Genomic DNA, 26,186 nt, shown 5'->3' on the forward strand with positions numbered 1-26,186 from the left:
ATGCTACGCGACCTTGTTTTTTCCGATCTCTTTGTCACCGACTCGCCTTTGACGAGTTGGTGCAAAGAGACGCCGGACACCCTGACAGTCACCGCTATTCCGCCGGAGTTGGGATCGGAGTTGACGGAGCTGCGCAAGCAGCTTGAAACCGCCTCCACCAACCCCACCTTCCGGGTTGATTGGGGCGGTGACCTCAGAATGAGGGTTGCGCGGGTTACGGTCGCGGACGGCCAGTTGGTTTTTGTTTGCCGTCGCTACCGGCCCCTGCCCGGCTCGCTAGTCAGTTTGGGTGTGCCGCAGTCCATTGCAGACAAGCTGCTCGATCCCAGCCTTAAAGAAGGCCTGGTTGTGTTTATCGGCAAGGCCGGGTCGGGGAAAACAACATTGGCAACGTCGTTTATCCGTGAACGACTGGCGGCCTTCGGCGGGGTCTGCTGGACGATTGAAAACCCGATAGAGCTGCCCTTGCAGGGTCAGCACGGCAAGGGCTGGTGCTATCAAATCGAGGCTTCCAGCGACGATGAAATCGGTCCAGCGGTCCGGCACATGCTGCGCACGACGCCCAATATTATTTTTATCGGCGAGGTCCGCGACGGCTTGGCGGTACGCGAGGCCATTGCCGCCGCCACCAGTGGCCACCTGGTCGTCACGACCTTTCATGCCGGTGATCTGTTGACCGGGCTTGCCCGGCTGTCACGGCTGGCGGGTGACGATGCGGCAGCCGCGCTCGCTGATGGGTTGCGGGTCGGAGTTCATCTGCGCCTTTCGCATGCCGAGCCGGGCAAGCCCTCGCGGATATTGTCGGTCGAACCTATCTGGATGAGTGGCCAGGTCGCCGATGGTCTCCGTTCCATCGTCCGCGATGGCAACTTTCACCTGCTTAAAAGCGAGGTTGAGCGGCAACGCCGGAACTTCGTCATGGGTAAGTTGCCGTAAGGGAGGGGAATATGGGATTTTATTTGTGGCCGTTGATGGTGCTGCTCTTTTTCCTCAGCCTGGTCGGCATTGAGCGCCACCGTTCCGTTCAGTCGGCGCCCGCCTCGGTTGTGACGCAGGCCGTGCAGGCCGGGGAGGCATTCGTTGCCTACCGGAACGCGGTGATGGCCTACCAGGACCAGCACCAGAGTTTTGTCGGCACGGTGCCGGCAAATCAACTTGGTGGCCAGTTCTCCGCTGATTTTCTAGCCGCCGCTGGCAATGCTGTCACGGCCACCGGCGCCACCGGGCGCATTGTCACCTGTTATGCGCTGCTGCCGGCAGGCGCAATCGCTACCGTGCTCGATGTCACCGACCATGACGCATCGTTTGGTTTTGCATCCGGTGCCACCTGGACCAGTCTTACACCGGGGACCACGGCCCAGCCGCTTGCGGTGGCAGTGCCAGATGGAGCCGTCGTTTCAATCCTCCAAATGGGGAAATAATCATGAGTGAAATTCTAGGAGTAATGTTCGCCGCCCTGATCGGCATAATGATCATTCCCACGTTTGGGCATTATACGCAAATCAGCAATGACAATGCCCGCGCCGTGGCTACCGCACAGCAGCAACAACTACTGATCACGGCCGCCACCGAATATATTCAGCAGAATGCGACTGCTATCCAGTCGCACGCTACAGCCTCCGCGCCGGCCGTTATCACGGTGCCGATGCTCCAGGCCACCGGCCTTTTGCCCAATTCTTTCGGCGAAACCAACCCCTATGGCCAGACGTGGCAAGTGCAGGTTTTGCAACCGGTCACCGGCCAGTTGCAAGCCCTGGTGATGGCCACCGGCGGCGCGGCCATCGCCGACAAGCAAGCGAGCAAGATTGCCAGCATCGTCGGCGCTGCCGGCGGCTTTGTGCCCCTCAACGACAGCGCGTTGTATGCGCCGGATAAAGCGTATGGCTCTTATGGCGGCTGGTCGCTCTCGACAGCCGGATACTCGCCCACGGCCGGCACTCCTGCGGCCATGGTGAGCTACACCAACTCGGCCGCCGAAAGCAATTATCTGTACCGCAACGCTGTCCCTGGTCAGCCGCAACTCAACAGAATGAACACGGCGCTCGATATGGGCGCCAACGACATCAATAATGCCGGCGCGGTCAACGCTGCTTCGGTCACCGCCACCGGCAATATCAGCGCGGGCAATGGACGTGTCGTTGCCCGTGACCAATCGGGCGTAGGAGGCTCAATTCAACTCGTCGGCGCCAACGGGCAATCAGTGCACGTGGAAAACATCAACGGCACTTTGCGATTGATGAACTCTGCAAGAACCGCATCTACGCTTAGTGTTGATCAATCGGGGAATCTCAACACAAATTCTGTACAAGTGCCCGCCGGAAATAACATTCGAGTAGGTTCATCGAGCTACTACGGGGACGGCTCAAACAGCGCAGTAAGGCAATCCGGCACTTTCTATGTCCAGCATTATGATGGTTCCCGTGCCAATATCTCTAGTGGCGACATCAATAGCGGCACCGTGAATGTCGCTAATGAGACTTGGGGGTTAATTTTGCGCAATGGATCATCTGGCGACAACAGCGCCGCACAAAATGCCGTTGGTTCGGCAAATCTCAACGATATCTACCTGCGATCCATAAATAAGTGGATGAGTCAGTTGAATAACCAGGCGGCGCTAAAAGTGTCTACTTATGGCACTTGTACGCCCGGAACTTACAATATTGGAAATCATATATATTGTGCGACTGGTAATTCCGCAGGAAATGCTTATGCGTACACTATCCCTGTTAGCTATGTAGGGACAAACTCTTTCGGAAGCCAAGTATATAACTGGCAGTTTGGAAGTTTTAGTAATAACTGTCCGACAATGACCTGTTTTGATCAATAGTTTAAGCGATGTTAAGTTATTTTATTATTTTGTCGTTGTTTGTTGCTACGACTGCAAATGCCGATTGTTTCGACGCTGCCGCAGCATATCAGGGGATAAACGCCAACGTGCTGAGAGCAATTTCAAAAAAAGAAAATCGTCGCTGTGACTCAACAATTAGAAAAAACAAGAATGGTTCTGTTGATGTTGGCTGCATGCAAATAAATTCTATTCACCTTAAAAAATTATCTTCTTATGGCGTTACTCAAGGCGACCTTGCCGATAGCGATCAATGCAAAAATATCTATGTCGGCGCGTGGCATTACAAGAGGATGATTGCGAAGTACGGAAACACATGGGCCGCAGTAGGTGCATACCACAGTGAAACACCGCATCTGCGCGATGCCTATGCAGCAGATGTCTATCGTATTTGGTTGCAGTTGAAATGAGGAAAACGATGGAAAGTCCCAACAGCTTGAAGCCTCCGAAACCGGAAGTCGCCCGCATGAAAAAATGGCCCTTGGCCGTGGTGGCCTTGATGCTGATCGGCCTCAGCAGCGTCCTGTACTACAGCGTCAACAAGCCGCCGGCAGAGAAAGCGCCGGAGAAAAAAACAGAATCGGCCGTTTCCGGCAGTGGGCTGGCGACCGTGGAAGGGCATGGCTTGGCGTCTCTTCCCCCGGACAGCCCGGCGGTGGTTACACCGCCACCCCCGACAGGGGAGAAAAAGGATAAGCCGCTGGTCGTGGTCCGCGACGATCAAGAAGCGCACCGCGATGAGCTGCGCCGGCAGCAAGCCAAGGAGCAAGCCTACATGACCGCGCTGACCTCGCCGCTTCTGGCAAAGCGGAGCACCGCTGCAAGCACCAGCTCCACCGAAGCACCGGCAGCCCCTCGAATGGCGGTGGCGCAGCCCGCTGTTGCGGCCGTCGAGCCGTCCGCATCCTCGCCGGAAGGATCAGCCGACCGGGAAAAGGAGCAATTTCTTGATCGGGCGAGCGCCGGCAAAAACGACTGGCTATCTCCCTATACCCGCGAGGCGGGCCATCCTTTTGAAATCAAGACCGGCACGGTGATACCGGGGATCATGGTCAGCGGTGTCAACTCCGACCTGCCCGGCCACCTGATAGCACAGGTGGCGCAGAACGTCTACGACACTGCCACCCACCAGCATTTGATTGTACCCCAGGGCGCAAAGCTCTTCGGTCGGTACGACTCCCGCGTCGTGTACGGCCAGGAGCGCGTGCTGATCGCCTGGAACAGATTGGTGTTCCCGGACGGCTCCGCCGTCACCCTCGGAGCCATGCCCGGTGCCGACATGGAAGGCTATGCCGGTTTCCATGACCAGGTGAATAACCATTACTGGCGTATCTTCGGCTCGGCGATGCTCATGAGCATGATCACCGGCGGCAGCAGCTATGCTATGGATAGCGTCAGCAACAGCGACGAGGACAGCAATAAAACGACGGTGCAGGATGCCATGGCGTCAGCCCTTGCCGCGCAAATGGGCCAGACGACCATGAGCCTCCTACAAAAAAATCTGAACATCAAACCGACCCTGGAAATCAGGCCCGGCTACCAGTTCAACGTCATCGTGACCAAGGACGTCGTATTCCGGGAGCCGTACCGGGGTTGATACCACTCGTCAGATCCATGGCCGGCCGATCAGGCCGGCGCTGAGATCAAAATGGTATCACCCAGGGCACCCTCGCTGCTCCGGACCAACTCCCTTTTGATACCAAAACCATTCGGAGAACATCATGCCCGAACAACTTTATGGACATATCCAGCGAACTGCCGGCAAAAGCCCTTGGCGTTGGGTCGTGTTGGTGGGCCTGCTGATGTGGGCCGGTGCGGTCCTGATGTGGACCATGCAGCGCATCGGTACGATGTACGGCCATCACGAGACCCTTGGCCGGCCGTTTCGGGCGCTTTCCCGGTGGTGGTATGCACCCTGGGAGATTCTGCACTGGTCGCCGGTGTTGACCTCGCCCGAGGTGGAGCGGATCACGGACCAGGGTTTGCTGTTGTTCGCCACTCCTCTCTTACTCGCCGGCATGCTGTACGCCTACAGCATGCAAATGCCCAAGGGCCGCGACGATCTGCATGGTACGGCTCGCTGGGCAACCCGCAAGGACATTGAGCAAATGAGCTATTTCGCCGGCAAGGGTGTCTACGTCGGCGGCTGGTGGGACAAGCAGAAGCGGGAGCAGCTCTACCTGCGGCACAATGGCCCGGAGCACATTCTGTGCTTCGCTCCGACCAGAAGCGGCAAGGGTGTCGGCCTGATCCTGCCGACACTGCTGGCCTGGGAGCACTCTTCTGTGGTCCTGGACATCAAGGGCGAGAACTACGCGCTCACCGCCGGCCATCTCAAGAGCCAGGGGCATACGGTGTTGCGGTTTGAGCCTTCCGATCCGGAGGGCACGGCCGCGAACTTCAACCCCCTGGAGGAAATCCGGCTAGAGAGCGAACGAGCCATAGCCGACGTGCAGCAGATCGCGAACATGGTCCTCGACCCCGAGGGCAAGGGTCTGACCGATTACTGGAACAAGGCCGCGTTCGGCTTCTTTGGCGGCGTGCTCCTGCATTGTCTACTGGTGACCCGGCACCGGGAGCACCGACCGGCCAGCCTGTATGACGTGTCGGTGATGCTCGAAGACCCGGACCGCGACGGCGGCCCGGCGGCGCTGTTCGAGGAAATCATTGATACGGACCATGCGGTTATGCTCGCCGATCTGTATCCCGACGTGTCGCCGGATCAAGGCCGCGCCGCCCATATTTTCTGTGCATCCGCCGCCAGCGGCATGCTGGCTAAAGCGGATAAGGAAATGGCCGGCGTGGTCTCCACGGCCACAAGCAACCTGGCTTTGTATCGAGACCCGGTTGTCGCCCGGAACATATCGACCTGCAACTTTCGGATCAGCGACCTGATGAACCATGAAAAGCCCGTCAATCTGTACCTGGTTATTCCTCCTGGCGACATTGCCCGGCTGCGGCCGTTGTTGCGTATCTTCATGACTCAGCTCCTCGGCCGGCTGACGGAAAAAATGGAGTTCGCCGGCGGCACCAGTGCGGCGGGCTATCGGCATCGGCTCTTGTTGATGCTGGATGAGTTTACCAGCCTCGGTCGGCTGCCGATCATCGAGCACGCCATTGCCTACATGGCCGGCTACGGCGTGAAGGGCTACTTCATCGTCCAGGACACCAAACAGTTGAGCGCGGCCTACGGCCAGGACAACGCGCTCATGGCAAACTGCCATGTGCGGATTGCCTACGCGCCCAACCTGCCGGAGACGGCGGAATACCTTTCCAAACTGACCGGCACCACCACGGTGGTAACCAAAAAGGCTTCACTCAGCCGGGGGAAGGGCGGCGGTTCCCGGTCCCTCAGCGTCTCCGAGACCTCACGCCCGCTGTTGACTCCGGATGAATGCCTGCGCCTGCCCGGTCCGCAAAAGGACGCGGCCGGCAAGGTCACGGCTCCGGGCGACATGCTGATTTTCACCGCCGGACAGCCGCCGATCTACGGCCGGCAAATCTTGTACTTCCTGGACCCGGTGTTCTCAGCTCGCGCGAAAATCGCGCGGCCGGCGGTCTCTGATCGACTGACCGCCACCATGGCCTCGGCGACACCCACGGGCGGCAGGGGGATTACCAAGGACGAGTATGAAAAGTTTCTACGCAGTTAGCCTCGTGCTCTCGGCCGTGATGCTGTGGGGCTGGTATGCCGGCTACCGAATCAATATCACGGCATCCATGCCGCGTGGATTGTACCGGATCGCCTCCGGCCCACCTTATCGAGACGCCTTTGTTTTTTTTTGCCTGGAGTCCTCCAGCTCCGCTGCCGGCATGGCTCGGGAGCGCGGCTACCTTGCCGCCGGTTCCTGTCCGTCGGGCTTGCGGCCGTTGCTCAAGCAGGTGGCCGGCTTGCCCGGTGACCGGCTGGAAATGGATGATCACGGCCTGGCCGTGAACGGCCAGCGGCTTCTGAACAGCCGCCGTGCCGAAACCGACAGCGCCGGCCGCAGCATGCCGGCCGCGTCTCTGATCCCCGGCGTGATCCCGCCGGGCAAGGCGCTGGTGCTGTCGAGATATAACGCTGGCAGTTTTGACAGCCGGTATTTCGGCCTGATTCCGCTTGCGGCGGTCCGGCCGGTGCAACCGGTCCTTTTAACTCAACCATAGAGGAAATCATGACCAAAGAAACAGACTATCTCGCAGCAGCAGCCCGCACTGTAGAAATGCAGGCTGTGGATAACCCAGGCATCGGCATCCCTGCCGATCCGGACGTTGCCGATTTTATGGGCGCGTTCCCCGGCGACGAGGACCCGGCCGACATACTGGAAGCCCAGTTGGAGGTCGAGCCCGATGGAATCTAAAAAAGAGCGTCAAAGCGTTTCCGAACGGTTTGCAGCGCAAATCATTCAGGACCTAAAAGAGGGGACCGCGCCCTGGCAAAAGCCGTGGAAAGCCGGCGAGTATCACCGGCCGATGAATCCGGTGACCGGCACCGTCTACAAGGGAATCAACGCCGTCATGTTGAGCCGTGGCTACGCCGACCCCCGATGGATGACGATGCGTCAGGCCAACGACCAGGGCTGGCGCGTCAAAAAAGGCTCCAGAGCTCAACAGGTGGTCTTCTGGCAGTGGGAAGCCAAACAAAAAGTGCTCGATGCCACCGGCAAGCCCGAGTTGGACGGCCACGGCCAGGAAAAAACGGAGACGGTCAGGCTGGACCGACCCCGACTGCATGTCTATCCGGTATTTCACGCCAGCCAACTGATGACGTTGGACGGCCAGGACATCCCGGCATTCGAGCCGCAACCCCTGGGCTGGGTGCCGGAGGACAAGGGAGAGGCCATCCTGGCCGCGTCCGGGGCTTCGATCACCCACGATCAGCAGGACCGGGCTTTTTATCGGCCGTCGACCGACGAAATTCATTTGCCGCCGAAAGAAAGTTTCCCGGATGCAGGTGCGTATTACAGCACCGCGCTGCATGAGCTCGGCCATTATTCGGGGCATCCCTCCCGGTTAAACCGGGAGTTTGGCCCGTATGGCTCCGAGCAGTACGCCCGCGAGGAGTTGCGAGCTGAAATCTCGTCCTGGATGCTGAATCAGGAAGTAGGGCTGCCGCATTTGCCCGAGCAACATCTGTCGTATGTCGATAGCTGGGTAGCGGTCCTGCAAAAAGACCCCTATGAAATCATGCGGGCCTGCCGCGATGCGGAACAAATCAAGGAATATGTCATGGGCTTGGAACAAGAACAGCAGCAGGCGCAAACCGTTGGATCCGTCCATCCCTCTGCTACCAGCACGGCCCCGTCGAGCGGCGATGCCAGCCAATCAAATCAACCACACCAGGAGACCGACAATGGCGTGCGGCTGTACCATGGCGGCAACGCCGGCCTTTCAGAAATAAAAGGTGGTTTCGGCCCTGGGAACCCCTTTGGCGGCCTTTTTTTTAACAGTAGCCGGGAGGCCGCGGCAAGTCATAATGATGGACACATGTATGTGGTCGATATTCCTAAATCACGTATCTTGACTCAGCACGATCTTTCCTATGAGATTGACGCAGAAAAGGTGGAAACGGCACTGCGCGACGCAATGCATTGGATCGAATCATCTGAAGATTACGATGTTGCGTATGAAGCCGTGATTGACGACCGCACTGACCGTATAGATGACGACGATTTGCTGCGTGTTTTCAGGGAGGACACGGTTGGAGAGGCCACATGGGAAGCCCAACGTATTCGCGGCGAAGTTGCGAGACTCCTCGGTTATCATGCCGTAGCAATGAGTGACGAACATGGGACATCATATTTGGTGCTCCCAGGGGTTGAAGTGAGGGCAGAGATCAGAGAAGACCAACAGGAGGCCGACACCCGCCAAGGGTTCACCGTCGATGGCCCGCAACCAGAGCTGGGACAGTCGGACTTTAAGGCCGAACTGAGCCGTTTGCTCAAGCTGTCTACACTGGCTCCCGCCAAGTACCTGACGACCGCGCCGGCAAGGGACAACGAGCATGCCGCTGTTTTTGCCGATGGCCGGCCGGTGATTCTAACCGGTTGGACTGATAACCCTCAATCGCTGGAACAGGCGGTTGCCCTGGCCCAAAGTGACCAGGCCAAGGCAATTCTTGTGGCAGCCGGCTACAGCGAGCCGATTACGGCAGACATTATTGCCGGCCGTGATGTGCCGTGGAACGAGGAAGAGGCTGCTATTGCGACAAAGCAGAGCGGCCAGGTGGAACCCGGCGGCAATGATGGCCTTCTTGTGGCGGTGGTTCTGAACGATCCGCAGGCCGCTTTGACGACAAACTTGAGCATTACCACGGAAACAGCCCGCATTCTGGACCCGAACGCGCCGGAACTTGACGACGGCCGAAAATTGGCGTCGTTGGCACAGGCAAAAATGGAAGCGCTTGAAGCCGAACCGGCTTCACCGGAAGAGAGACGCCAGATTTTGGACAAATTGGCTCCCCATTTTTCGTCTCGCAATGTGCTGGTTTTTGACGGCGAGCAGAGGCAAGGGACGCTTGATGCCCCAGAGATTGCCCAGGAAAAAACTATCCTGAACGTGCCCTACAAAGAGAAGGACACGGCCAAAGCCGCCGGCGCGAAGTGGGACCGTGAGGAAAAACGCTGGTACGCGCCCGAAGGGACGGACCTTGCCCCACTGCAAGCCTGGCTGCCTTCCAAAGAGCCCTTGCCGCCGCCGGTGGCCGTCTCGCCTGTCGATGAGTTTGCCCAGCGTCTCCAGGAGGCCGGCTTGATCCTCGACGGTCCGCCGATTATGGACGGAGAGGTGCACCGGGTGCCGGTCGAGGGCGGAAAGCCAGGTGCGAAAGACGGAGCGTATTGCGGTTATGGAGACGGCCGGCCGGCCGGTTGGCTCCGGAACTTCAAAACCGGTGAACATACGATGAAATGGTATTCCACCGGGCACACATTAACCGGCGCAGAAAAAGAATCTCTGCGCGAGACGGCGCAACAGCGCGTGGCCGAACGCAACGAAGAACGACAGCAGGCGCAAGAGCGCGGTATGAAACGAGCATATGCCAAGTGGATCAATGCTGTGCCCGCGCCAGCGGATAATCCCTATCTCGCGAACAAGGGAATAGGGGCTTTTGCCGGCGTCAAGCAGGATCACAACGGCAATCTGTTGGTGCCGGGATACGACTTGAAAACCGGCCGCATCCAGACTGTCCAACACATCATGCCGGACAGTCGCAAGCGGATGGAGAAGGATTGCCCGCAGAACGGGGCGGCCTTCCTCATCTTGCCGGAGGATATGCTGCTCAAAACAGCGCCTGTGAAAGAGTTTCTGCAAGGCGAATATGCCGGCTCCATCCTGGTGGCCGAGGGCTACGCCACGGCCGCCAGCCTGCACATGGCTACCGGCAAGCCAGTAGCAGTGGCGTTCAACGCACACAATCTTGTGGCGGTGGCGGAGCAGTTGCGGGCACGTCATCCTCAAGCCGAAATCACGATCTGCGCCGACGACGACCATCATCTGAGCAACAACGTGGGCCTGGAAAAAGCCAGGGAAGCGGCCCAAGCAGTTGGCGGCAAACTCACCATGCCAAACTTTTCCCGTGAGGAACGTGCGAACAAACTCACGGATTTCAACGACCTCCATAAATCGCGCGGCATCGATGCCGTGGAAAAGCAGGTAGTCTGGCCCCTTCGCGTGCAGGGAAGCCATAATCAGGGGGCTGAACGATGAACCGCATGGCCGCAGCTCTGGTGGCCACCCTGATTCTTTGGCCGGCGTGGGGGCGGCCGTCGCCCCCACTCGCGCCAATGTTTGACGCGGCGGCAGCGGCCGTGGATGTACCCGCCGACGTGACGCGAGCCATTGCGCACGTCGAATCCGGCGGGTCGCCCTGGGCGCTCAACATCGAGGGCCGGAGCTATATCTTTGACTCCAAGGAAAAAGCCCTGCGAACTGCCAGAGCTGCGGCCGCCGCCGGCCAGTCGTTCGACTCCGGCGTTATGCAGGTCAACAGTCAATGGCTGCGGAGATATGGCATTCCGCTCGAAGCAGCCTTTGACCCGGAGGCCAATATTTATTTGGGCTCCTGGATTTTGAAGCAGGAAATGCAGCGCCTCGGCCGTACCTGGGACGCGATTGCCGCTTACCACTCGCCTGATCCGGCCAGAGGCCGAAAATATGCCGAGCTGGTTAAAGCCGCTCTGGCCCGGGGGCCGGTTACCCGAGCCGAGGCGGTAAAGAAACCAGCTCCGTCTGTTGCAGTGCCATCGCCGGCCGCGCCGGTCATCCTGACCCGTACCACCTCGTCATTGGTGGTCGAGCGCCGCGCCGGCGGCCAGGTCGCCCGAGAGGAAAAAAAGGACAGTCCCTTCGTACAGCGGTTGCGGAAATCATGACGCGGGAATGTTTGTTAAAGCGGATCGCCTATTTTGAAAGGCGGATGAAAGAGACCATCGCCCGGCAGCAGGACGCCGAGGGCAAGCGGGCTTATGCCGGCGCTCGGAGCAAATGCCAGCAAGCCAAGCGCATGCTGCTTTGTCTCGACGCCACCGGCTCCGTTGCTGGGTGGGTCAACTATAAGCTGGATGGAGAGTGAAAGATGGAAAAGACCCTATGCGGTCGCTTTTCCAGGGATCATTTTGATTCCCAAGGCCCGAATGACCTTTGCCACCGTCGCATATTCGGGGTTGCCCTGGCCGGAAAGGGAGCGGTACAGGTTTTCCCGATTGACTCCGGCGCGTTTCGCCACCTCCGCCATTCCTCTTTTTTTTGCCAGAAATCCCAAGGCAACAAGGAAAACGCGGGGGTCGTCGTCAAGAAAAGCATCGGCGAGGTATTGGTTAATTTCTTCCTGGCTCTCAAAGTAGTCAAAAGGATTCCAGGCTGTCGTTTCAGTCGTCATTTTTCATTCCTCCAAGTTCCGCAACGTGGCAATCGCCCGCCGAAGGTCCGCCTTCTGGCTGGTTTTGTCACCGCCACCAAGCAGCAGTACAATTCTCGCTTGCCGGATTGCGTAGTAAATCCGGTATCCGGGGCCAATAAAAAATCGCAATTCAGACACGCCTTTTTCAAGACTTCGATGGTCGCCAAAGTTGCCGGCGGCCACGCGGGTAAGCCTGTTGGCTATTGCCAATACGGCCTGCCGGTCCCGAAGGTTTTGCAGCCACTCGTCAAAGATTTGCGTCTTTTCTATTTCGTATTCCATATCGATATTTGTAGCGTATACGCTACAAATTGTCAACCATTAAGGAGAAAATAAATGAACCTCGTAATAGTGGAATCACCCGGCAAGATAAAAAAAATTCAATCATTTCTTGGGGCATCGTTCCGGGTCATGGCAAGCGTGGGTCACGTCCGCGACTTGCCGGAAAAGGAAATAGGCGTCGAGCCGCCTGATTTCCGGCCGCATTATGTCCCGACGGATCGCGGCAAAGATGTTTTGGCAAAATTGGCATCTGCGGCCAAGGATGCCGAAGCCGTCTATCTGGCGACCGATCCGGACCGGGAAGGTGAGGCAATCGCCTGGCATCTTGAAGATGCCCTGCGCCTCAAAGGAGCAAAGCGGATCACTTATACCGAGATCACCGACACGGCGGTCAAAGCCGCCCTGGGCAACGCCCGGAGCGTCGACCGTGACCTGGTGGCCGCGCAGGAAGGCCGCCGGGTCCTGGACCGCCTGGTCGGGTACATGGTTTCGCCGGTGCTGTCCCGGCAGGTTGGGGAACGCTTCTCGGCCGGCCGTGTACAGTCACCGGCGGTGCGCTTGGTCGTGGATCGTGAACGCGCCATCCGCAATTTCCGCGTCACGGTGCATTACGGCGTAGAACTGACGTTTGAAGCGGCCGAGCATATCACAGACGGCTGGAAAGCAGCCTGGTTGCCAAAACGCGGTTGGCTGGCCGAGGGAGAGGAATACATCCTCGACAAGGCTATTGCCGCCCAGGTTGCCGCCGTCAGTGCCCTGGAGGTGTCGGATTGCCAGGAATCCGAAAGCAAGGCTGCGCCGCCTGCACCGTTTGTCACGTCGACCTTGCAGCAGGCGGCCAGCGCCGCCTTGAAGATCAACCCGAAGCGGACAATGGAGCTGGCGCAAAAGCTTTATGAGGCCGGCCATATTACTTATATGCGCACCGACTCGCCGAACCTCTCGGAGGAGGCTGTAGCAGCGATCCGGAGCTGGGCTGGTCAGCATGACTATCCGCTCCCGGCCAAACCGAGGGCCTGGAAAAGCAAGGCTGGGGCACAGGAAGCTCATGAGGCGATCCGGCCGACGCATATCGAGGTAGAGGAGGCAGGGGAGACGGAGGAAGAAAAGGCGTTGTACCGGATGATTCGGTTGCGGGCCATTGCCAGCCAGTTGTCGGACGCGGTGTTTGCCGTGCGCGTGGTGACGCTGACGGGCACCGTGGACGGTAAACAGGCCGTCGTCTTCGAGGCAAGGGGTCGGGCTTTGATCGAGCCTGGCTGGAAGGCGTTGACGGCCAAGGACGAGACCGACGAGGACGACGAGGAGCCTGAAAACCAGGTGCCGCAGGTGGAACCTGGCCGCCAACTCTCGCCGCAGGCAGCCACGGTGTTGACCAAGAAAACCAAGCCGCCGGCACGATACACCGAGGCCGCGCTGATCAAGGAGCTGGAGCATCGCGGCATAGGCCGGCCATCCACTTATGCGGCCATCTTGGACAACATCACCGGCCGAGGATACCTCCAACTGGAGAAGCGTCAACTGGTGCCCACGGCCAAGGGTGAAAAGGTTGTGGATTCCCTCGTCGATTACTTCGCATTCCTCGATTATGAGTTCACGCGCCAGATGGAGGAGGACCTGGACCGGATCGCGGAAGGCCAGGTTCAATATCTGGCTGTCGTCTCCGCCGCCCATTCCCAGCTTGATCAAGAGTTGGGGCAATTTGTGGTTAAGACCTCGCCGAAATGCCCGGATTGCGGCAAGCCGCTCCGGCACATGGTCAAAGCCGACTCCAAGGACAAAAAAGGGTACAACTTTTGGTCGTGCTCGGGTTATCCGGATTGCCCGGCTACCTTCGCCGATGCGGGCGGGGTGCCTGGCGACCGCCAGGAAAAAAAGGCTCTGGAGCCGAGTGGTTTTGATTGTCCGAAATGTGGCAAGCCGCTGATCCGGCGCACAGGGACCAGCAAGGCGGGCAAGCCTTATGACTTTTTCGGCTGCTCGGGCTTCAAGGCAGGATGCAAGGCTTCCTTTGATGTCAAAGAAGACGGCACCCCGGACTTCGAGAAGGCGGAAAAGAAAAAGCAATCATGAGTGGCTACCTCGGCAGCAAGGCGGCATTGGTATCAATCAAGCACCAGGTCCTCAACCTGGCCAGGCAAAACTGGTATCAAAACCAGCTCCGGAGGCCCCGCCCGGGAATTTCAAAAAGACCCCAATGGAGCCAACACGCAACTAAATCATGAAGGCCGTCCTCCCGTTGCGCCCGCGTGAGTACCAACACCTGACTGCCGAGCAGAGCTATTGCCAACCGTCCGATTCCTTTTTCTCCGGTAATCGGACGACGTTTCATGCCGTCAGGACGGAAATGGTTTGAAGAAGCATCCCCAACCTTGCTTTCGGTACCGAGAACCAACCATTTTTCTTCAAAATCATGGCGGGTCATCCCAATACCATCATCCCTCACTATGATAAAACCTTTATCCTTTGGCCCGGAATCTTCAAAATAATCCACACGCACATGAGCGGCATATGCATCATGGGCATTTTTGAAGAGTTCGCTGAGTGCATTCTGAATGCTGGCGTGGGCAGGTCTTAATAAGAATTGTGAACAGGCTTTGGGCCTCGCCCGATCCGAAAAAAACAGTGGCTGGGAGCGCTGAGCCGAAAGGTTTCACATTTTCACCTTGTTGGATAAGGTGCGCCCAGCCCTTCGGCCGCAATATCCATCTGTGTCAGCGCCTCTTGCTGCACAGCTTTCATTTCTTTCACGCAACGCTGTGCTGTTTTGCAACTCATCCTTTCCAGTATGCCAATACACATCTCGGCCAGTTCCATTTCCCTTGCTGCGGCGCGATAGTCGTTTAGATATTTGCGTCGCTGTTTGGCATTTTTTGCTTGTGTGGGCAGCGCCCCCGAGTCATCGTCTTCACCTCGCAACCATGGTATGGATACATCAAAATAATCGCTCAATTTCACAAGGGTTTCGTCGGTAGGACAACCCAAGCCCGCAAGATACCTGTCAACGCTATTTCGGTTTATTCCTGTCAATCGACAGAATTCATTGCGGCTAATTTTTGCCGGTATGTGCTGCCTCAAGAGTTCAACGACTCTCGGATAAGTTTCCTTCATGCATCACCTCGCATCACGCGAATCCTCGCCACGCAGCCAATGTACAGACACTCCTAAATAACCTGCAATTTTTTCAACAAAATTCTCTCTAAGCGGCTGTTTTCCTGTAAGCACTCTCCCTATGTAGGATTGGGAGAAACCTGTTTGTTCAGCAATTTTTGCAAACAATCCATGCCTCCCCCATTCTTCGTTTTTCCGGAGCATGTTAATTATTTTTTCCAAAACAACTATTTGATTTTCCTCGTTATTCAAAAATTCCGATAAGGATAACTCGGTAATGCGGCTGTTTAACTGCTCATTGTTTTTCGCCTTTTCCCTCATCGGTTCTTTGTCATTTTCTGCCGCATTATGGCGCCCCGCACGGCGAAGATCGTCAAGAACCTTTTCGTTGGTGCGGCCAAATAGGTGGGCTACCAATGCGCACGGACCCGACATGATGAGTTCGTCTTTATTGTAGACGATCCATCTAATGGTTGCCTGATAACTACTATCATCGAGACGCTTTTTTGCTTCCTCGTATTCCTTCGGATCATCGCCACGTAGCCAAGGCACAGATACGTCAAAATAATCGGCCAACTTTCTGAGGTTTTCGTGCGTTGGCTCACCTATCCCTTTGAGATATCGCTGAACGGTTGACAGGGTTAGGCCTGATTCCCTCGCCACAGCACTTTGACTCTTTTCACCAACAGCTTTGGTTAAAAGGTCCACGACACGCTGAGGAGTTACCCCGCTTTTGCGAGCCATTATTCACTCCCCGGTTTTTTGTAGACAGTTGAATAATTTTTTGTCCGCCTCAATTTTGAGCGCGACCGCCTTTTTCAGCCGGGACAGTTCGGCTTCGAGGTCTGCGACTCGCCGGGCATTCCGGTCTCGTGCTTCGCAAACCTCCTCGAACCGCTCCACGATGTGGAGTAAGGCTTTTTGCTTGGTGATCCGTTGTTTTTCGCAGATTCTTTTCAGAATCTGCTCGTGATGTTCATCTGTCCTACAGGTAAAAGCCATGTCGTTTCCCTCCGTTTGGTATCAAAAAGGAGCTGGCCAGGCGCATCGAGGGTGCCCTGGATGATACCATTTTGATCTCAGCGCCGGCCTGATCTGCCGGCCATGGATCTGATGAATGGTATCACTCGCCCGCTGCTAGCGGGGTTATTCTTCCCCTGAAACCAAAAAAATCCCGTCGCAATGGGTGATGATGTCCTTGCCGTCACCGCTCCAGGTCAGGGTGTGCATCACCCTGCAGAAGCACTTTATTGCTTTTTCCGAACCGAACCACATTGAGTTCGGACACCTTGCGCAGACCGTTGGCACAGATTTGTTTAATGTGAGCAAGGTAGGACTGCTTATAGATGGGGTTGTTTGGTCGAGCTGGTCGTCCATTCGGCCCTCTTTCGATGGTGTTTCCGGTTACTGAAATTCGCTTGCCGAATTTTGCGTTAGCATAAATTCGTGCGGCCTGGTCCTGCCCCTGCGAAAAATACAATTTCTTGCCGGCATCCCGGATGGTGCCACCGTTGGGCAGGGTAAAGATGACCACGCCCCGGTTGTCGATATCGTGCCGTACCCCGGTGAACAAGGGGCTGGTGTTCTCGCCCACCTGCTCCATCGCCGCCAGTTGCTCCATCCTGTTGATGGCCGTCAAGGCGGCCTTGTGCTTCCAGCCGAGGGGCATTGCGGCAATCCGCCGCTCCTTTGCCGCCCCGGCCAGTTTGATTTCGGCGCGTCGAGCCGCTGCGTCAGTCTGCGGCTGCGGTTTTTCTGGTTCGGTTTTTTGCGGCCGAGAGCGCAACACCGCCAGAGCAGTTTCGTTGCCCTGGTCTGCCTGCCATTTAAGGTATCCGTGCCAGTCGTGGAACGGATACTGTTCACGCACCCGCTTCAAGGAATCCCTCCCGGCTGCCTGAGCCAGCAATAAGGCTTCACGCTCTTGCAGCCGCAAAGCCTGGCAAATTTGAGCCCTGGTCTGGCGCGACATGATGCGCTGATTCTGTTCCTTTCGCCGCTCGGCTGCTCGCTGTTTGATGTCCTGCATTGTCTCCAGGGTATGCTGCCTGGCGGCTTTCAATTGCTGTTCGCGCTGGTCGATTATGCCCTTGAAATCGACATAAAGCGCATCCCGTTCCGCTGATCGCGGATGCAGCGGCCGGCGGTCGTAGTGCTCTTTGGCCACCGGCGAAATCGCGGGTTTTTCGTAGTCGCCCAACCGGGTGACCAAGCGGGTTTTGGTCAAACTCCTATCCAAGGCACTTGCCTTGATACCCTCCTTGCCGCCGGTCCGGACCACGGCCAAGCCGTTGCCCTGCGGTTTGATTTCCATGCCATACCGGCCAAAGACGGCGTGAACGTCTGCCCATGTCGTCGCGCCTTCCAGGGCTTGCAGCAGCTCCGCCTTGCGCTCCAGGGCGTAGGACTGGAACGACTGCTCGCCGGCGTGAGCCTCCATGGCGGCAGCCCGCTGGTCGATCTGTGGCTTTTGCCAATCTCGTTCCTCAATGCCGTTGTCAACCGCCAGACCGAATTGCTCCTCCATGGCCCGGCAGGCGGCATCCCGCTTCATCTGGTCAAAATACGGCTCGTTGATTGTGAACTTATCCGGGCGAATCAGGTTGTAGGCAACATGCAAGTGCAGATGGTTGGTATTTTTATGAACGCCGCAAACTCGCTGGTGGGCGGATAGTCCAAGGGCATCGGCCATTGCCCGCTCGATTTCCCGAAATGCTCCCGGCGTCAACTTAGATTCGTCCTCTGGCCGGAAGCTGACGATGAGGTGATAGGTTTTGTCGTTCTTGCAGCGGGTATTCATCGCCTGGGTTGCCTCGATTTCAATCAGCGCAAGATCGTAACTTGGAGCCTGGCAGCCCTCGTGCCAAGCCAACAAGCATTTTTCGCCTTCATGGCTCGCATCCCGGCAATAATTTCCTAGCCGCCGGAAGTCATGTTTTTTCGGGTGTCCATCCTTGCCTTTCCCTGCGGGAATGCGCATGGAAATCATGGCGTTTCAATCCTCCGATCTCCGATGCCGTTATCAGGCGCTCTTCCTCTCAATATCGCCTTCCCGCCCTTGGCTACCAGTTGGCCCGCCTTCTTCACCGGCCACCAAATTAATCGGAAAATTCCTTTGATGGTCGATTCAATTGCCTCCTGAATCATTACCAGGACAAATAAAAAGCCAAAGATGATCCATCTGATAGCTAGGGTGATCCACCTGATTACCAGGCCGACGACGGCCAAGCCAACCAGGGCAAGGAAACATGCCCAAAGGAGCTTTCCCCATAAAGGCCAGCTATGGGTGTCGCAGAGAGTCTTGGCTACCCGTTCCAATGCCGGCAGGCTCGAAAAAAAATCCATCATTTTCCACCCCTCCTGTTCCTGTTTGAAAACTTTTCCGCCACCTTGTCGATCTGACGAACCACTTGTTTTTGGCTCTGCTCGATCCCGCGCAAGATCGGTCGTAGTTCCTCGGCTTTCCCCGTCCCTTCCGACAATGCCATTTTGAACAAACCGCCCAAGCGGCCAAGATCGGCGTTCGCCCTGAGGAGTGCGAGCACTGCCTGTTGGTCCGCCGTAGATCGCAACTCCTCCTGCGCCAGACAAACTCGTTTGATAAACGTTGACACTGACACCCCGGCCTGAGCGGCCGAAGCGACCACTTGGTCGTATTCCCCCTGGGTCAGGTAGGTTTTCACGGCTTTCAACTTGCTGGGCATTTGGGCACCGTTCCGGTGGATGCTGTTTGCGTTGAGCCGAAGGCGAATAAGCTGCCCCCGGCGGGCAGGCGTGAAGTGGCCGGTAGGCCCACTTCACACGTCCTGCCCTAGAAACACCGTATAATGATAGTGCCATGTCCCTGCAAGAAACGCAAGAAATTATATGATACTTACATGTTTTTTTGTGTAGTTATGCGACAAAAACAGCATTGAATTATTGTGGCTATCGTGTAAATTGACAGTAGTTGTGTCAAACCGATGCGGTTTCATGTGATCAGAAGCGGTTTTGGAGAGGAATTATGGGTGAAGGTAGAAAACTTGAAAAACACGAGGCGAGAGTGGAATTTTACGCGGTCGAAGCCGAAGTGGTCGATCTGATCGAAAGAGGATACGGCTACACCATGATATACAAAAAATTCTTGCAGGAAAAAAAAGTCACGATGTCCTATGTGACTTTTTATGGATACATATCAAAGCGGATCAACAAGAAAGATGTAAGAAAAAAGAAAAATCAACTCCAAGAGAGAAAAATTGAAAACCAGCCGGCGGCGGCCATGGAAAAGTCGAGTATATATATTGAAAAAGACCCTGATAAGCAAAAGAAAGAATTTATGTAAAATTCGGTAAGTTAAATGTACATATTTAATTTTTCGATAGTTACCGACTTTGTCTTGTCGTCAAGATGAGCATATCTTTTTGTCATTTCAAGTGTCGTGTGGCCTAATAACTCTGCAACAACCTGCAAGGGAGCACCACTTTGAACTAGCCATGACGCAAAAGTATGCCTGAGGCTGTGAAAAACAACCTTATCCCTTCTGTCTGTAATATTTTTATTAAATCCAAGATTGTTAACGATCCTTGGGAAGGTTTTACTAATCCTTTTTAATTTTAATCCATTTCTATCGGTAAAAACATAATAATTATTTTTTATTTTAATTTCACTTAACATTAACTCTGCTGATTTTGGCAAATAAACAGTTCTGTTTCTATCATTTTTGGTATCTATAACTCTTATAGATTTGTTACATAAATTAACATGCTCTCCTTTTATATTGAAGATTTCTCCTGCTCTCATTCCTGTTGATATGCTTAACAATGATATTTGCCATGTTTGCAAGCTATATTTTCTTGTTTCTTCTAACAATAAATGAGCCTCATTTCTAGTTAGAAATCTTTGTCTTTTATTGTCTGGCACAGGCTGTTTGACGCAAGATGCTGGGTTTTCTCCTGGAAATATTTTCCATTCGATCAGTGAATTAAAAATTCTTCGAACTAAGCCAACAATATGATGTATTGTTTGCGGTGCTAATCCTCTTTCTAAGAGATCACTTTTCCAGATCATAAGCATTATCGGTGTGATTTCTTGCAAGGGGATATTTCCTAAAGCTGGGAGTATATGATTGATATATCGACTTTTTTCTGTGCGGGCTTTTGATAAAAATTGAAACCTTAATTTCCACACCAAATTCCACGCATCGTTAAAATTAGAATTATCGTTTAGCATGCCCTTGACGCCCCCTGGTTTTTCCGGTACAAGATAGATTATCTAAGTACCATCATGTAATCAAGGGGTTGTTTTGGTAAAGATGTAAAAAAAATAGACACATATATGACGTTGCAATATTTGCGACGGAAAGGATTTTGTTGCCCGTTCTGTTCGTGGCCTTCTAAGCCGTGGGTCTGGGGTTCGAATCCCTACTGGCGCGCCAAAAATTCAAGCACTTAGCGGATGATGGCTAAGTGCTTTTTCTTTTTTCAGGCTGCTGGGTAACGCATGGGTAACAAATTGAAAGAACGTCGCCGGTAATCCGGTCGGGGAATCGTTACGCTGTAACGGTGGCCGCTCAAAGAAGGGGGCCACGTCCGTTGTGATCCCAAAGGTAGGAGTGGAATCCGTTTCCACTCCCAGGGTCATGAAGTGATCCTCCGTCACTTTAAGCGGGTGGAAAAACCATTTCCCCTCTTTTTATGGCATCCGAAAATTCCGACGATCCAAAAAAGGATCGCGAACGTTGGCGCCTTTTTTTATGGACCCTGAAAACTCCTCCCCCTTTTGGGTGAACGAGACAAAATCACGGTGTTCGGTGGCTGGGCTGAGAAGTCAGCCGACATGAAGGGTGTCGCGTTTTGCGCCCCCCTTCATAAAATTATGAACGGGTTCAGGGGCGAAACTATGGGCAATTACCATCCTGGCCGGTAATTCTGTGATTTCCAGAGAGGAATCCCCACCATAAAGTGGGATTTTCCCGGAATTAAAAGTGGGAAAATCCCACTTTGTGAAAGCCCTCCTTTTGGAGGGATTTACCAGGCGCAAAACTGCGCTGGGTTTCCAGGGGCTGGTTGACGTCTCCTTAAAATTAAAGAGACAGGGTTGAGGAGGTTGTCGCCCTTTGGGGTGAAAACCAGGAGGGGGACTCCTGTTCCGGCCTATACCGAGGTTTCTTCATTTATACGCCAGACATTATGCCGTGTTAACCTCGAGGCATTTCCCCTTAAAGGGTTCGAACCCCGAACCTTGCCGTCCTTTGTCGTGATTACAGGCTCGCCCGTTTTGGGGAGCGTTCGAACCCCGAACCTTGTTCGAACCTTACCGTCCCCTTACCATGATTGCAGTTTTTTGCAGGTTCTCCGTCCCGGTCGCCTCAATATCTGTCGGGGGGGGTAGAGGTGCGCACCTCGCTGCGAACTTGTGGTTTTCTCCGGCAGTCATGGGCTTTGCTGCGGTTGCCTCGCAGCCTTAAAAGGTTGCGAACCTTGCGGTAACCTTGGGGTTGAATCCGCCGTTCCCCTTTTCGGGGGAACCCGTAATTGCGATGAAATCTCGACCATCAACAAGCCGAGCCCTCTCCACCTGCTTCTTGATCCAATGGAACTTGCAGCGTCCATTCGAGTAGATTGCCCGCTGCTTGCAGGGCGTGCCCTTCCGGGTCTTGGCAAGGCAAAACTCCTTGGCGGGTACCAGGGCATCAAGCTCCGCTTGCCGCTGCGCCCGGAACGCTTCTTCTTCCCTCTCGACCTGTTCGCGTGTCGCCGCCAGTCGTTGTTTGGGCGACGGAAACTTGATGCACGTGACTATCATTTCTTTCCCCCCTCCAAGGGTGCGGACCAGGGTGTTGCGGTCGTCGCAACATTTCCTGGATATTCGTTGCCAAATGTGCAACGTCAGTTGATTGCCGATCTGTGCGAGCCGCCAGGCTTCCCTTGTGTCGAACTGACCGGCAGGTCAATCACGCCGTCCTTGGTGATCAGCCGGCTCGCGGTGACCAAGCCCAGGGCTTCGGCGGTTTCGACCAACTCCCCCTCGAGGATGTTTCGCAGGTCGTGCAACGCATCCATCGCCCCACCCTCGTTACCCTCAAGACCGGCAACGAACTCCTCAACAAGCTCCAGGGTTTTCCACTGCTCGCGATAAATTGCATTTTGGATTCTTCGTTTCGTCTTAGTCACTTTCTACCCCTCTGTTGTTGTGTTCAAAACGGGTCGTTCGGTCCCGCCGTGTACCCTTCGTTGCGCCGCCCGGATTTGACCGGTGGCGCCTGCTGCTTGCGTTCGTAGCTGACCTTCTCGCCATGCAGTTCCACGCCCCAGGCCTGGACGGCAAAGCTGTTGCGCCACTCGCCGGTGGACTCATCCTTCCAGGAAGAAACCGAAAGGCTCCCGGTCACGCTCAAGCGGTCCCCTGCGTTTGCCCTGGCAAGCAGGTGCTCGGCCACGTTGCCGAACGCCGTAATCCTGAATCTGTCCTGCCGAACCGTCAGGATGACTTCCGCCATGGGTGCGCCGGTCTTGGTGGCGATCCGCCGGGTTTTGTCGGTGGTGCCGGTCAGCCGCACTTCGTTTTGATCCTTCATCGTCTTGCCTCCTTGGCCGCATGTGGGCAGCCGGTCATTGAATCGATCCGATTCCGGCGCCAGTGGGTTGCATCGGTCTCATGGCAGCACCATTGCATGGTGCCCAGGTCGGGCACGTCAAGCCGGTGGTAATGCTCGCACCGGGCGTTGCACCACTCCGGCAGGGTGGGCCCGGCACCGTTCATAACTTTATGAGCGGACACAGCCGGGCATTCGGTCATCATATCCAGCCGCCGCCATGCACCGGTGACAGGATGCACGCACCCGGCAACCTCCCCTTCGTTCGCCAGGGGGATTACCTCCAGGCCGGGGCAGTTCGCCCGGCACCAGGAGGGAACGGTTCGGGTGGCTTCGTTCCCCCGGTGATTACAGGCTCGCCCGTTCCGGCGAGCGGGGCTCAATAGGTCGATGATCTCGGCCTTGTGCTGCCTGATCCGGCTCTTGATGCCATCGCTGACCGGCTGACGGGCCTTGTAACGGAGCTGCCCGCCCTCGACCCAAAGGATGATCCCAAGGGATTCGGCGGAACGGAGCAGAGCGGTTGCGGTCTTCATAGGGCCCCCTCCTCGGCGAACTCGTTGGACGGGGTATAGATCGGCTCGCCGGTGCGGTAATCGATCCGGTCCCGCTTCACCCGGTCGGGCAGCCCGGTCCGGCCATACTCGGCGTTGACCGCCTTGCGCTGCTGGTCGTTGACGAACCGCCAATCGCTGACCGGCAGGATCTCTGACCGCCCCGTGATGACGAAATCCCGCTCCATGCCCTGGATGGAGCGCATGAAGTCCACCGGCTCCTTGCACTTGGTGATCTTACATGTGAAGCCGTGAGGCTCGTTCCGGTCGAGGTTGATTGCCAGGCGGGGTTTCTCCAGGGTCATCTCGCCGCCCTTGGCAAAGGCGTGCCCCTGCTTCTTCTGCATCGCCACCACGGCGACGCCTCCTTTCAGGCGCCGGTGAATGTCGGCGATGAACTTGCCGGCCTGGAAGAAGTCCTCGTTGACCTCCAAAAAATCGATGAAGGTCACGCCGTCCGGGGCAACCAGCTTATCGAAGCTGTGGGCACGTTCGATGAACTTCACGTGAGGCCCCCAAGTGGAGGGGTCGTCTCCGAATCCCCTTATCCTGGTTACAAGCTCTCCGGCGCTCATTTCGCTGTTCAGGTACACCATGGGGGCTACATCTAATCTTTCGTTAGAAAGATGTAGGGGTCTGTTGGGGTATATGTGTGACGCAAAAAAATTCCGGACAACTGAGAGCAAAAAGACCGTTTTGCCGGCGTTCGAAGCACCCGAAACGAGGATTATTCCGCCCGGTCTGACAACTGCGTTGTCTGAAATCTCTAATGGTAACGTGATGTTAAACGGGCAGGTGCTTGCGGCAAGCAGGTCCATGGCTTCCGGCTCGCCCTCCACCACCTCCCACCACCCGCGTTTTCCATCTATCTTTCTGATTTTTCCTTGTTTTTCGTAGTAAGAAAGCGCATCGCTGATGGTCTTCTTCTCGCGCCGGTCATTTGCGCAAAGATCTGAATATACGTTCTTTGTTTCAAATGGCGCGGGGTCGGATTCGATGAACGCAAGAACTTCACCGGCAAGCGTCCGGCTTTTGCCCGGAGAATATCCGGAAACTGTCCGAAAACCGTCCGGAGAGTGTCCGGAAGCGTCCGGAAGTGTCCGGTTTTGTCCGGAATGTCCGGAATTGTCCGGAACTCGCAAGGACTGAGCTGCTGCCTTGAAATCGCCGTTGAACTTGCAATATGCGTAGAAGGCGAACTTGTCCAAAGGCTTCTGTGTAGGAAGACAACTGCTTGAACTGAAAACGAAAAGTCCCTGGTCGTTCAGGGTGGCCGAGGTGCTGCCGTCGTTCTTCCCTGGCCGGGTCCAGTGCTGCCGGTCGCCCATAGTCCTGACGTAGGTCCAGCCTTCAGCCTCCAGGAGAGCCCGCCAGTCGGTTTCTCGATTGAATCTATCCCCTGGCCTGTTCCCGGTGCCGTGCTCGGTTCTAAGGGGCTGCGGAGGGGCTTGTGACCCCGCCTCGTCAAAAGAGCGGGCGATTCCATGGAAGAAGGTCGCGTTCCTCTGGTGCGAGCACAGGAAGGCTTTTGACGCTTCCATGGAGGCTGTACCCTTTGGAGGGCGCCACCAGGAAATACCCTCCTTCGCCTCGGGTCTCGATGAGCACGTCCTGCCGGGGCTTGCCCTGGTCGTCCTTGTAGCGGGCGGACATTGCCAGCTTCTGGTTCCCGCCGACCTGCCCGGAGCACCGGAGCAGGATGTGATAGCCACCGCTCGGCGTGTGCTGCCACACGGTCAGTTTACCGCGCAGGGCCGGGTTGACCGATTCCACGGTATCAAGGAAAGGCTGGAAGAGGTCGGGCTGGTCGAAGTCCAGGCATTCAAGATTCCCGGAAACGGCGCCGCCCATCAGGGCGACCTGGCGCCCGTTGGTGAAATGCTGCCGGGCCTCTCCGGTGGACATGCGCCGCTTCTGGAAGGGCTCCCATTTAATGGCGGCCTTCTTGCTGTCGGGCTGGATCGGGATAATCGAGATCCCGGTGGTCAAGGTGGACGCCAGGAATTCCCCGAAAGTCTCAATCATGGCGCCACCTCATCCAGGAGGACCGTGGCGCAATCAACCAACTCGCTTGAGCCATAATAGGGCGAAGCGAGTTGCCGGTCGATAAAGCGGGCGAGGAGGCGCCGCAGGAGGCGGCTTTCAACGCGGCTGAAAAACATCAGGAGGACTTTTGTCATGCCGCCACCTCCCCGCGCAGGATATACCGAGCTACCCTGTGCCACCCGCCGGCGTCTGACAATTCGTCCGTCCAGACGGTTTCAATCGGATGACCTTGCCGCCGCAGCTCCATGACCCGGGCGGCCGGATGCATGACATCGAGCGCCCGCCTGGCCTCTAGGGTGGTGAGACTGTCCCTCCGCAGCCATGAAAGAATCCTGCCCCGTTGGGCTTCCGCCGATTGACACGGCGCCGAAATGTGGGTATTTTGACGAAGAAGGTTTTTCCCGGCCTTCGGATTTTGCGCCCCTCTGCCAGCTCGCAACCGGCAGAGGGGCTTTTTTGTTTTATCCATATCAGGCTACCGCCGTTTGCGCTTCAGTGGTCGAGCCAAATGTCCTTGCGGCAAGAAAGGCTTCCAGGTCCGCTTTTCTGTACCTGCATACGCGGTTCAGTTTTACAAAAAGCGGCCCTCTCCCCGACCAACGCCATTGTTCGAGCGTTGCCGGCTTGACGCCCAGGTAGGACGCGGCGGCAGGGGTTGTGAGAAGTTGATTGAATGAATGGTCCGGATGGGTGGTTACGGTCTCGTGTACTGATTCCATGTTATCCTCTCAGAAGTTTCGTGAAGAATGGTGTTGTTCTCTGAGCGGATGGTAACCTTTTGCCAGGGTGAATCAAGAAAAAATAACGGAATTACAGTATCTTGAATTGAAGATTGAGTGGAAAAAAGAATGGAGCTTTTGACCGTTACAAAAATTGAAAAAGCAAGTGATATCC

Annotated in this window: 33 protein-coding genes; 13 read left to right on the forward strand and 20 right to left on the reverse strand. The window is 56.0% G+C overall.

Annotated features, from left to right (window positions below; translation table 11 throughout):
- From Q362_RS0101775 to Q362_RS0101825, 11 genes are all read left to right on the forward strand, one after another.
- Positions 1-936 carry an ATPase, T2SS/T4P/T4SS family gene (locus tag Q362_RS0101775; RefSeq protein ID WP_028317276.1) on the forward strand — a complete coding sequence of 312 codons (936 nt, stop codon included), beginning with the start codon at positions 1-3 and terminating at the stop codon, positions 934-936.
- A gap of 11 nt (positions 937-947) precedes the next feature.
- Entirely contained in the window at positions 948-1,421 is a 474-nt protein-coding gene (gene pilM / locus Q362_RS0101780) for a type IV pilus biogenesis protein PilM (protein WP_028317277.1), read from the forward strand.
- A gap of 2 nt (positions 1,422-1,423) precedes the next feature.
- Positions 1,424-2,827 carry a shufflon system plasmid conjugative transfer pilus tip adhesin PilV gene (pilV, locus tag Q362_RS21850; protein WP_051553474.1) on the forward strand — a complete coding sequence of 468 codons (1,404 nt, stop codon included), beginning with the start codon at positions 1,424-1,426 and terminating at the stop codon, positions 2,825-2,827.
- An 8-nt stretch (positions 2,828-2,835) separates the two neighbouring features.
- Positions 2,836-3,255: a lytic transglycosylase domain-containing protein gene (locus Q362_RS22640; protein ID WP_084312167.1), complete on the forward strand. Its 420-nt coding sequence runs from the start codon at positions 2,836-2,838 to the stop codon at positions 3,253-3,255.
- A gap of 8 nt (positions 3,256-3,263) precedes the next feature.
- Positions 3,264-4,442, forward strand: a complete 1,179-nt coding sequence (locus tag Q362_RS0101790) for a TrbI/VirB10 family protein (protein ID WP_028317278.1) — start codon at positions 3,264-3,266, stop codon at positions 4,440-4,442.
- 124 nt (positions 4,443-4,566) lie between these two features.
- Positions 4,567-6,498 (forward strand): type IV secretory system conjugative DNA transfer family protein, encoded by a 1,932-nt coding sequence (locus tag Q362_RS18650; RefSeq protein ID WP_084312169.1) that lies wholly within the window; start codon positions 4,567-4,569, stop codon positions 6,496-6,498.
- A complete protein-coding gene (traF, locus tag Q362_RS0101800; RefSeq protein WP_028317279.1) occupies positions 6,476-6,994 on the forward strand; it encodes a conjugative transfer signal peptidase TraF in 519 nt (172 codons plus the stop codon). The genes Q362_RS18650 and traF overlap by 23 nt, the downstream gene beginning before the upstream one ends.
- Before the next feature lie 8 nt (positions 6,995-7,002).
- On the forward strand, positions 7,003-7,188 hold the full coding sequence (locus Q362_RS18655; RefSeq protein ID WP_035215250.1) for a hypothetical protein: 186 nt from the start codon (positions 7,003-7,005) through the stop codon (positions 7,186-7,188).
- Positions 7,178-10,534, forward strand: coding sequence for an AcrIF11 family anti-CRISPR ADP-ribosyltransferase (locus Q362_RS23975; protein ID WP_051553480.1), 3,357 nt, complete (start codon positions 7,178-7,180; stop codon positions 10,532-10,534). Before Q362_RS18655 ends, Q362_RS23975 begins: the two co-directional genes overlap by 11 nt.
- Positions 10,531-11,199, forward strand: coding sequence for a lytic transglycosylase domain-containing protein (locus Q362_RS21860; protein ID WP_051553482.1), 669 nt, complete (start codon positions 10,531-10,533; stop codon positions 11,197-11,199). Before Q362_RS23975 ends, Q362_RS21860 begins: the two co-directional genes overlap by 4 nt.
- 44 nt (positions 11,200-11,243) lie before the next feature.
- On the forward strand, positions 11,244-11,399 hold the full coding sequence (locus Q362_RS0101825; protein ID WP_169737349.1) for a hypothetical protein: 156 nt from the start codon (positions 11,244-11,246) through the stop codon (positions 11,397-11,399).
- Positions 11,400-11,414: 15 nt separating this feature from the next.
- Here Q362_RS0101825 and Q362_RS0101830 read toward each other — a convergent pair whose 3' ends face one another.
- Entirely contained in the window at positions 11,415-11,705 is a 291-nt protein-coding gene (locus Q362_RS0101830) for an addiction module antidote protein (RefSeq protein ID WP_028317281.1), read from the reverse strand.
- Positions 11,706-11,708: 3 nt separating this feature from the next.
- Entirely contained in the window at positions 11,709-12,008 is a 300-nt protein-coding gene (locus tag Q362_RS0101835) for a type II toxin-antitoxin system RelE/ParE family toxin (protein ID WP_028317282.1), read from the reverse strand.
- A 54-nt stretch (positions 12,009-12,062) separates the two neighbouring features.
- Here Q362_RS0101835 and topA point away from each other — a divergent pair, with 54 nt between their 5' ends.
- Entirely contained in the window at positions 12,063-14,081 is a 2,019-nt protein-coding gene (gene topA / locus Q362_RS0101840) for a type I DNA topoisomerase (protein WP_028317283.1), read from the forward strand.
- Positions 14,082-14,157: 76 nt separating this feature from the next.
- Here the strand turns inward: topA and Q362_RS22650 are convergent, their stop codons facing one another.
- The 7 genes from Q362_RS22650 to Q362_RS18680 all read right to left on the reverse strand — a co-directional run bounded on the left by Q362_RS22650 (position 14,158) and on the right by Q362_RS18680 (position 18,823).
- Positions 14,158-14,634: an ATP-binding protein gene (locus Q362_RS22650; RefSeq protein WP_084312171.1), complete on the reverse strand. Its 477-nt coding sequence runs from the start codon at positions 14,632-14,634 to the stop codon at positions 14,158-14,160.
- A 35-nt stretch (positions 14,635-14,669) separates the two neighbouring features.
- The gene (locus Q362_RS22655; protein ID WP_084312173.1) at positions 14,670-15,119 is read right to left on the reverse strand and encodes a helix-turn-helix domain-containing protein; all 450 of its coding nucleotides are present in this window, start codon (positions 15,117-15,119) and stop codon (positions 14,670-14,672) included.
- 3 nt (positions 15,120-15,122) lie between these two features.
- A complete protein-coding gene (locus Q362_RS0101855) occupies positions 15,123-15,863 on the reverse strand; it encodes a helix-turn-helix domain-containing protein (RefSeq protein ID WP_028317284.1) in 741 nt (246 codons plus the stop codon).
- 3 nt (positions 15,864-15,866) lie between these two features.
- Positions 15,867-16,121, reverse strand: coding sequence for a hypothetical protein (locus Q362_RS0101860; protein WP_028317285.1), 255 nt, complete (start codon positions 16,119-16,121; stop codon positions 15,867-15,869).
- Positions 16,122-16,323: 202 nt separating this feature from the next.
- Complete coding sequence (gene traI / locus Q362_RS18675) at positions 16,324-18,108, reverse strand: TraI/MobA(P) family conjugative relaxase (protein ID WP_051553483.1); 1,785 nt, start codon at positions 18,106-18,108, stop codon at positions 16,324-16,326.
- On the reverse strand, positions 18,105-18,467 hold the full coding sequence (locus Q362_RS0101870) for a hypothetical protein (protein WP_028317286.1): 363 nt from the start codon (positions 18,465-18,467) through the stop codon (positions 18,105-18,107). Before Q362_RS0101870 ends, traI begins: the two co-directional genes overlap by 4 nt.
- Positions 18,464-18,823, reverse strand: a complete 360-nt coding sequence (locus tag Q362_RS18680; protein WP_051553486.1) for a plasmid mobilization protein — start codon at positions 18,821-18,823, stop codon at positions 18,464-18,466. Before Q362_RS18680 ends, Q362_RS0101870 begins: the two co-directional genes overlap by 4 nt.
- A gap of 299 nt (positions 18,824-19,122) precedes the next feature.
- On the opposite strand from Q362_RS18680, the gene Q362_RS0101880 reads away from it, so the two are divergent.
- The gene (locus Q362_RS0101880; protein ID WP_028317287.1) at positions 19,123-19,440 is read left to right on the forward strand and encodes a TraK family protein; all 318 of its coding nucleotides are present in this window, start codon (positions 19,123-19,125) and stop codon (positions 19,438-19,440) included.
- 11 nt (positions 19,441-19,451) lie between these two features.
- Here Q362_RS0101880 and Q362_RS22660 read toward each other — a convergent pair whose 3' ends face one another.
- From Q362_RS22660 to Q362_RS22665, 11 genes are all read right to left on the reverse strand, one after another.
- Complete coding sequence (locus tag Q362_RS22660; protein WP_084312175.1) at positions 19,452-20,327, reverse strand: tyrosine-type recombinase/integrase; 876 nt, start codon at positions 20,325-20,327, stop codon at positions 19,452-19,454.
- A gap of 210 nt (positions 20,328-20,537) precedes the next feature.
- Complete coding sequence (locus Q362_RS23375) at positions 20,538-20,738, reverse strand: hypothetical protein (RefSeq protein ID WP_157469811.1); 201 nt, start codon at positions 20,736-20,738, stop codon at positions 20,538-20,540.
- Between the two features lie 822 nt (positions 20,739-21,560).
- A complete protein-coding gene (locus tag Q362_RS18685) occupies positions 21,561-21,902 on the reverse strand; it encodes an HGGxSTG domain-containing protein (protein ID WP_035215252.1) in 342 nt (113 codons plus the stop codon).
- Positions 21,903-21,985: 83 nt separating this feature from the next.
- The gene (locus Q362_RS0101890; protein ID WP_028317288.1) at positions 21,986-22,270 is read right to left on the reverse strand and encodes a hypothetical protein; all 285 of its coding nucleotides are present in this window, start codon (positions 22,268-22,270) and stop codon (positions 21,986-21,988) included.
- A gap of 23 nt (positions 22,271-22,293) precedes the next feature.
- Entirely contained in the window at positions 22,294-22,674 is a 381-nt protein-coding gene (locus tag Q362_RS21865) for a single-stranded DNA-binding protein (RefSeq protein ID WP_028317289.1), read from the reverse strand.
- Complete coding sequence (locus Q362_RS21870; RefSeq protein WP_028317290.1) at positions 22,671-23,228, reverse strand: TubC N-terminal docking domain-related protein; 558 nt, start codon at positions 23,226-23,228, stop codon at positions 22,671-22,673. The genes Q362_RS21865 and Q362_RS21870 overlap by 4 nt, the downstream gene beginning before the upstream one ends.
- Positions 23,225-23,752 carry a hypothetical protein gene (locus tag Q362_RS0101905; protein WP_028317291.1) on the reverse strand — a complete coding sequence of 176 codons (528 nt, stop codon included), beginning with the start codon at positions 23,750-23,752 and terminating at the stop codon, positions 23,225-23,227. Before Q362_RS0101905 ends, Q362_RS21870 begins: the two co-directional genes overlap by 4 nt.
- A 958-nt stretch (positions 23,753-24,710) precedes the next feature.
- Complete coding sequence (locus Q362_RS0101910) at positions 24,711-25,271, reverse strand: bifunctional DNA primase/polymerase (protein WP_028317292.1); 561 nt, start codon at positions 25,269-25,271, stop codon at positions 24,711-24,713.
- The gene (locus tag Q362_RS23380) at positions 25,268-25,426 is read right to left on the reverse strand and encodes a hypothetical protein (protein WP_157469813.1); all 159 of its coding nucleotides are present in this window, start codon (positions 25,424-25,426) and stop codon (positions 25,268-25,270) included. Before Q362_RS23380 ends, Q362_RS0101910 begins: the two co-directional genes overlap by 4 nt.
- Entirely contained in the window at positions 25,423-25,761 is a 339-nt protein-coding gene (locus Q362_RS24810; protein WP_084312177.1) for a helix-turn-helix domain-containing protein, read from the reverse strand. Before Q362_RS24810 ends, Q362_RS23380 begins: the two co-directional genes overlap by 4 nt.
- Position 25,762: 1 nt before the next feature.
- A complete protein-coding gene (locus tag Q362_RS22665; RefSeq protein WP_084312179.1) occupies positions 25,763-26,011 on the reverse strand; it encodes a helix-turn-helix transcriptional regulator in 249 nt (82 codons plus the stop codon).
- Between the last annotated feature and the right edge of the window lie 175 nt (positions 26,012-26,186).

Origin of the sequence: Desulfobulbus elongatus DSM 2908, assembly GCF_000621145.1 — a bacterium.
Classification (GTDB): domain Bacteria; phylum Desulfobacterota; class Desulfobulbia; order Desulfobulbales; family Desulfobulbaceae; genus Desulfobulbus; species Desulfobulbus elongatus.

Excerpts from the sequence above, each read along its gene's own strand:
- Q362_RS22655 (WP_084312173.1), bottom strand. The coding sequence starts at position 15,119 with ATGAAGGAAACTTATCCGAGAGTCGTTGAACTCTTGAGGCAGCACATA.
- traI (WP_051553483.1), bottom strand. The coding sequence starts at position 18,108 with ATGATTTCCATGCGCATTCCCGCAGGGAAAGGCAAGGATGGACACCCG.
- Q362_RS21865 (WP_028317289.1), bottom strand. The coding sequence starts at position 22,674 with ATGAAGGATCAAAACGAAGTGCGGCTGACCGGCACCACCGACAAAACC.
- Q362_RS0101870 (WP_028317286.1), bottom strand. The coding sequence starts at position 18,467 with ATGATGGATTTTTTTTCGAGCCTGCCGGCATTGGAACGGGTAGCCAAG.
- Q362_RS18650 (WP_084312169.1), top strand. The coding sequence starts at position 4,567 with ATGCCCGAACAACTTTATGGACATATCCAGCGAACTGCCGGCAAAAGC.
- Q362_RS0101825 (WP_169737349.1), top strand. The coding sequence starts at position 11,244 with ATGAAAGAGACCATCGCCCGGCAGCAGGACGCCGAGGGCAAGCGGGCT.
- Q362_RS22640 (WP_084312167.1), top strand. The coding sequence starts at position 2,836 with ATGTTAAGTTATTTTATTATTTTGTCGTTGTTTGTTGCTACGACTGCA.
- Q362_RS18685 (WP_035215252.1), bottom strand. The coding sequence starts at position 21,902 with ATGATAGTCACGTGCATCAAGTTTCCGTCGCCCAAACAACGACTGGCG.
- Q362_RS0101880 (WP_028317287.1), top strand. The coding sequence starts at position 19,123 with ATGGGTGAAGGTAGAAAACTTGAAAAACACGAGGCGAGAGTGGAATTT.
- topA (WP_028317283.1), top strand. The coding sequence starts at position 12,063 with ATGAACCTCGTAATAGTGGAATCACCCGGCAAGATAAAAAAAATTCAA.
- Q362_RS0101855 (WP_028317284.1), bottom strand. The coding sequence starts at position 15,863 with ATGGCTCGCAAAAGCGGGGTAACTCCTCAGCGTGTCGTGGACCTTTTA.
- Q362_RS23975 (WP_051553480.1), top strand. The coding sequence starts at position 7,178 with ATGGAATCTAAAAAAGAGCGTCAAAGCGTTTCCGAACGGTTTGCAGCG.
- pilM (WP_028317277.1), top strand. The coding sequence starts at position 948 with ATGGGATTTTATTTGTGGCCGTTGATGGTGCTGCTCTTTTTCCTCAGC.
- pilV (WP_051553474.1), top strand. The coding sequence starts at position 1,424 with ATGAGTGAAATTCTAGGAGTAATGTTCGCCGCCCTGATCGGCATAATG.
- Q362_RS0101775 (WP_028317276.1), top strand. The coding sequence starts at position 1 with ATGCTACGCGACCTTGTTTTTTCCGATCTCTTTGTCACCGACTCGCCT.
- Q362_RS22665 (WP_084312179.1), bottom strand. The coding sequence starts at position 26,011 with ATGGAATCAGTACACGAGACCGTAACCACCCATCCGGACCATTCATTC.
- Q362_RS23375 (WP_157469811.1), bottom strand. The coding sequence starts at position 20,738 with ATGACCCTGGGAGTGGAAACGGATTCCACTCCTACCTTTGGGATCACA.
- Q362_RS18680 (WP_051553486.1), bottom strand. The coding sequence starts at position 18,823 with ATGCCCAGCAAGTTGAAAGCCGTGAAAACCTACCTGACCCAGGGGGAA.
- Q362_RS0101860 (WP_028317285.1), bottom strand. The coding sequence starts at position 16,121 with ATGGCTTTTACCTGTAGGACAGATGAACATCACGAGCAGATTCTGAAA.
- traF (WP_028317279.1), top strand. The coding sequence starts at position 6,476 with ATGAAAAGTTTCTACGCAGTTAGCCTCGTGCTCTCGGCCGTGATGCTG.
- Q362_RS0101835 (WP_028317282.1), bottom strand. The coding sequence starts at position 12,008 with ATGGAATACGAAATAGAAAAGACGCAAATCTTTGACGAGTGGCTGCAA.
- Q362_RS21860 (WP_051553482.1), top strand. The coding sequence starts at position 10,531 with ATGAACCGCATGGCCGCAGCTCTGGTGGCCACCCTGATTCTTTGGCCG.
- Q362_RS22660 (WP_084312175.1), bottom strand. The coding sequence starts at position 20,327 with ATGCTAAACGATAATTCTAATTTTAACGATGCGTGGAATTTGGTGTGG.
- Q362_RS0101830 (WP_028317281.1), bottom strand. The coding sequence starts at position 11,705 with ATGACGACTGAAACGACAGCCTGGAATCCTTTTGACTACTTTGAGAGC.
- Q362_RS0101790 (WP_028317278.1), top strand. The coding sequence starts at position 3,264 with ATGGAAAGTCCCAACAGCTTGAAGCCTCCGAAACCGGAAGTCGCCCGC.
- Q362_RS18655 (WP_035215250.1), top strand. The coding sequence starts at position 7,003 with ATGACCAAAGAAACAGACTATCTCGCAGCAGCAGCCCGCACTGTAGAA.
- Q362_RS21870 (WP_028317290.1), bottom strand. The coding sequence starts at position 23,228 with ATGAAGACCGCAACCGCTCTGCTCCGTTCCGCCGAATCCCTTGGGATC.
- Q362_RS0101910 (WP_028317292.1), bottom strand. The coding sequence starts at position 25,271 with ATGATTGAGACTTTCGGGGAATTCCTGGCGTCCACCTTGACCACCGGG.
- Q362_RS24810 (WP_084312177.1), bottom strand. The coding sequence starts at position 25,761 with ATGGATAAAACAAAAAAGCCCCTCTGCCGGTTGCGAGCTGGCAGAGGG.
- Q362_RS23380 (WP_157469813.1), bottom strand. The coding sequence starts at position 25,426 with ATGACAAAAGTCCTCCTGATGTTTTTCAGCCGCGTTGAAAGCCGCCTC.